The organism is Holdemanella sp. (assembly GCF_056804935.1).
Window position 1 is genome coordinate 1 of record NZ_DBMEXE010000228.1, and the last position, 2,514, is coordinate 2,514.

Sequence of the window (2,514 nt, forward strand, 5' to 3'; positions counted from 1 at the left end):
GGCAAAGGTAAAAATACATTCTATATATTAAAAGAAGAGAAGTGATCATTAATTCACTTCTCTTTATTTATAATCAAATAAACCATCATTCTTTTCTTCCATAGCCTTGATGATATGATATACAAATTCATTATAGGGTGTAGAAATATTTAATTCTTTTCCCATCTTCATTATTGCACCCGAAAACATATCAATTTCCGTATGCCTTTTGGCATCCAAGTCCTGCAGTGTAGAATATCTGGCCGTTTTAGGCACTGCACTACCACGTGTAGCACTTGGATCAGCCTTTGACATATCTATGCCTTTCGCATTTGCGATAGCCTCTAATTCATCCTTTAATCCAGACTGCATAGCTTTCACATGATCACTATCCGAGTAACATCCAACACCAGCTCCAAGAATGGCTTGAGGTAAGTTTTTAGTTACATTTAAGCGAAACTTACTCCATATTTCTTCCTGAATATATGAAGTTGTTCGATAGCGTAAATTGCTTCGACTAAACAATTCATCGATTTCCTTATTTTCTTCTAGCACAATTCCAATCGTTGTTTCTGGATCAAATACATATCCTAAGCCTTCTTTATGACTTGCAACTTTAATCAATGAATACACCATATGCTGCATACCAATCTGATTTCCAATGATTTGTTCACTATCCACACCATTCATTAAAGACATGACTAAAGTATGTTCATCTACGATTTGTTGAATATCTTCTAAAGCATCTGGCAACGCATTGTATTTTAAACATACAATAAGAAGATCTACTCCATGCGCTTCTTCAGGCGTTAATACTTCAGGATGATACATGATATTGTTGATTAAACAACCATTCTTTTTTAATCTCTCATTTCGTTCATCTCTTGCGATGACACTTAATTGTATATCGCACTTTGATAAGCCTTGAACCTCTCATCACTGAAGTGACGAGATTCTTGGGAACAGGTTTCTATCGAAACCTTTCTTACCAAGCTATCCCCGCAGTTCCTGCGGTTCTTTTTATTTTTAGTTAATTTGCTAATATGCCTTGCATCAATATATTGATGGATGCATTTACATCTCTGTCATGATTTGAATGGCATTTTGGGCAGGTCCAATCTCTTACTTTTAAATCTTTTGTTCCTTCATTCTTATATCCGCAACAATGACAGATCTGACTGCTCGCATAGAACGTATCCACTTTCTTGATCACCTTTCCATACCACTGGGCTTTATATTCTAGCTGTGTTGTAAACTTTGACCAGGATACATCCGATATAGACTGGGCTAGATTGTGGTTTTTAAGCATATTCTCTACTTTTAAGTCTTCAATGCAGATAATGTCATATTCTCTAATGATTCTAGTAGATAGTTTGTTGATAAAATCCATTCTTTGATTCGCTATCTTTTCATGAAGTCTTGCGATCTTGATTCTGTTTTTGATCCAGTTGCGGCCGCCCTTTGTTTTTCGTGACTGCTGCTTCTGTAGCTTTTTCAGTTTCTCAATCGACTTCTTCAGATATTTTGGATTCTCTACCTTTTCTCCATTACTCAATATGATAAAATCCTTGATACCTAGATCTATACCTGTTTCATTATATGTTAGTGGAAACAAGACTTCTTCTACATCCGTATAACATAGTGAAACATAATACTTTCCACTTGGTACTTGTGATACCGTTGCACTCAATAGTCTTCCTTTAGGTGCTCGTGTTTTCTTTATCTTTACAAGACCAATCTTTGGAAGCTTGACCTTATTTTCATACAGTTCAATATTTCCATTCGTATATTTCGTTGTATACGAATAACGATGTGTCTTCTTCGATTTGAATCTAGGATATTCCGCCTTTTTTCGAAAGAAATTAATATATGCCGTATCCAGATTCTTTACACTTGACTGTAGAGCCACAGAATCCACTTCCTTAAGCCATTCATATTCTTTCTTTAAAGAAACTAGATCCTTAGCACATGCCGAATAACTTAATGTGATTCCATCTTTTTCATAGGCATCCTTACGTTTTGCCAGGTAATGATTATATACAAAACGAGTACAGCCAAAAGTTTTAGCCAACAATATTCTTTGTTCTCTATTTGGATACATACGATACTTGAATGCCTTTTCCATGATGATTTCTCCTTATTGATTCGCTATTTTCTTTTTTGACTTCTTATATACTCTATAATCTGTTCTTCTGTATTTTCAGAAACTGTAGCTACAAAATAAGAAGGATTCCATAGATGTCCACCCCATAACTTGGATCTTAGATCATCCCCAAACTCTTTCATTAAGAGTCTGGCCGATACACCCTTCATAGCTTTTATAATATTTGGAATGTAATGCTGCGGCGTACAATTGATCAGCATATGGATATGATCCTCCTCCATATTCATTTCCAGAATTTGAAAACCATTATCCTTTGAAATCTGAGTCAGCAGCTCTTTTAATCTTGTTGCGACCTGTCCATTCAAGACATCACGACGATACTTTACACACCATACGATATGATACTGTATAGAATAGACATAGCCTCTTCC

General features: G+C 35.5%; 3 protein-coding genes. All 3 read right to left on the reverse strand.

Annotated features, from left to right (window positions below; genetic code table 11):
• Positions 1–63: 63 nt before the first annotated feature.
• On the reverse strand, positions 64–885 hold the full coding sequence (locus ACZQCL_RS08635) for a ketopantoate reductase family protein (RefSeq protein ID WP_482482821.1): 822 nt from the start codon (positions 883–885) through the stop codon (positions 64–66).
• Positions 886–1,009: 124 nt separating this feature from the next.
• A complete protein-coding gene (tnpB, locus tag ACZQCL_RS08640; protein WP_482482817.1) occupies positions 1,010–2,104 on the reverse strand; it encodes an IS200/IS605 family element RNA-guided endonuclease TnpB in 1,095 nt (364 codons plus the stop codon).
• Between the two features lie 23 nt (positions 2,105–2,127).
• On the reverse strand, positions 2,128–2,514 hold a 387-nt coding region (gene tnpA, locus ACZQCL_RS08645), incomplete at its 5' end, for an IS200/IS605 family transposase (RefSeq protein WP_482482819.1).

What these genes read in the sequence shown, in the direction of transcription:
- tnpB (WP_482482817.1), bottom strand. Translation starts at nt 2,104, where the DNA reads ATGGAAAAGGCATTCAAGTATCGTATGTATCCAAATAGAGAACAAAGA.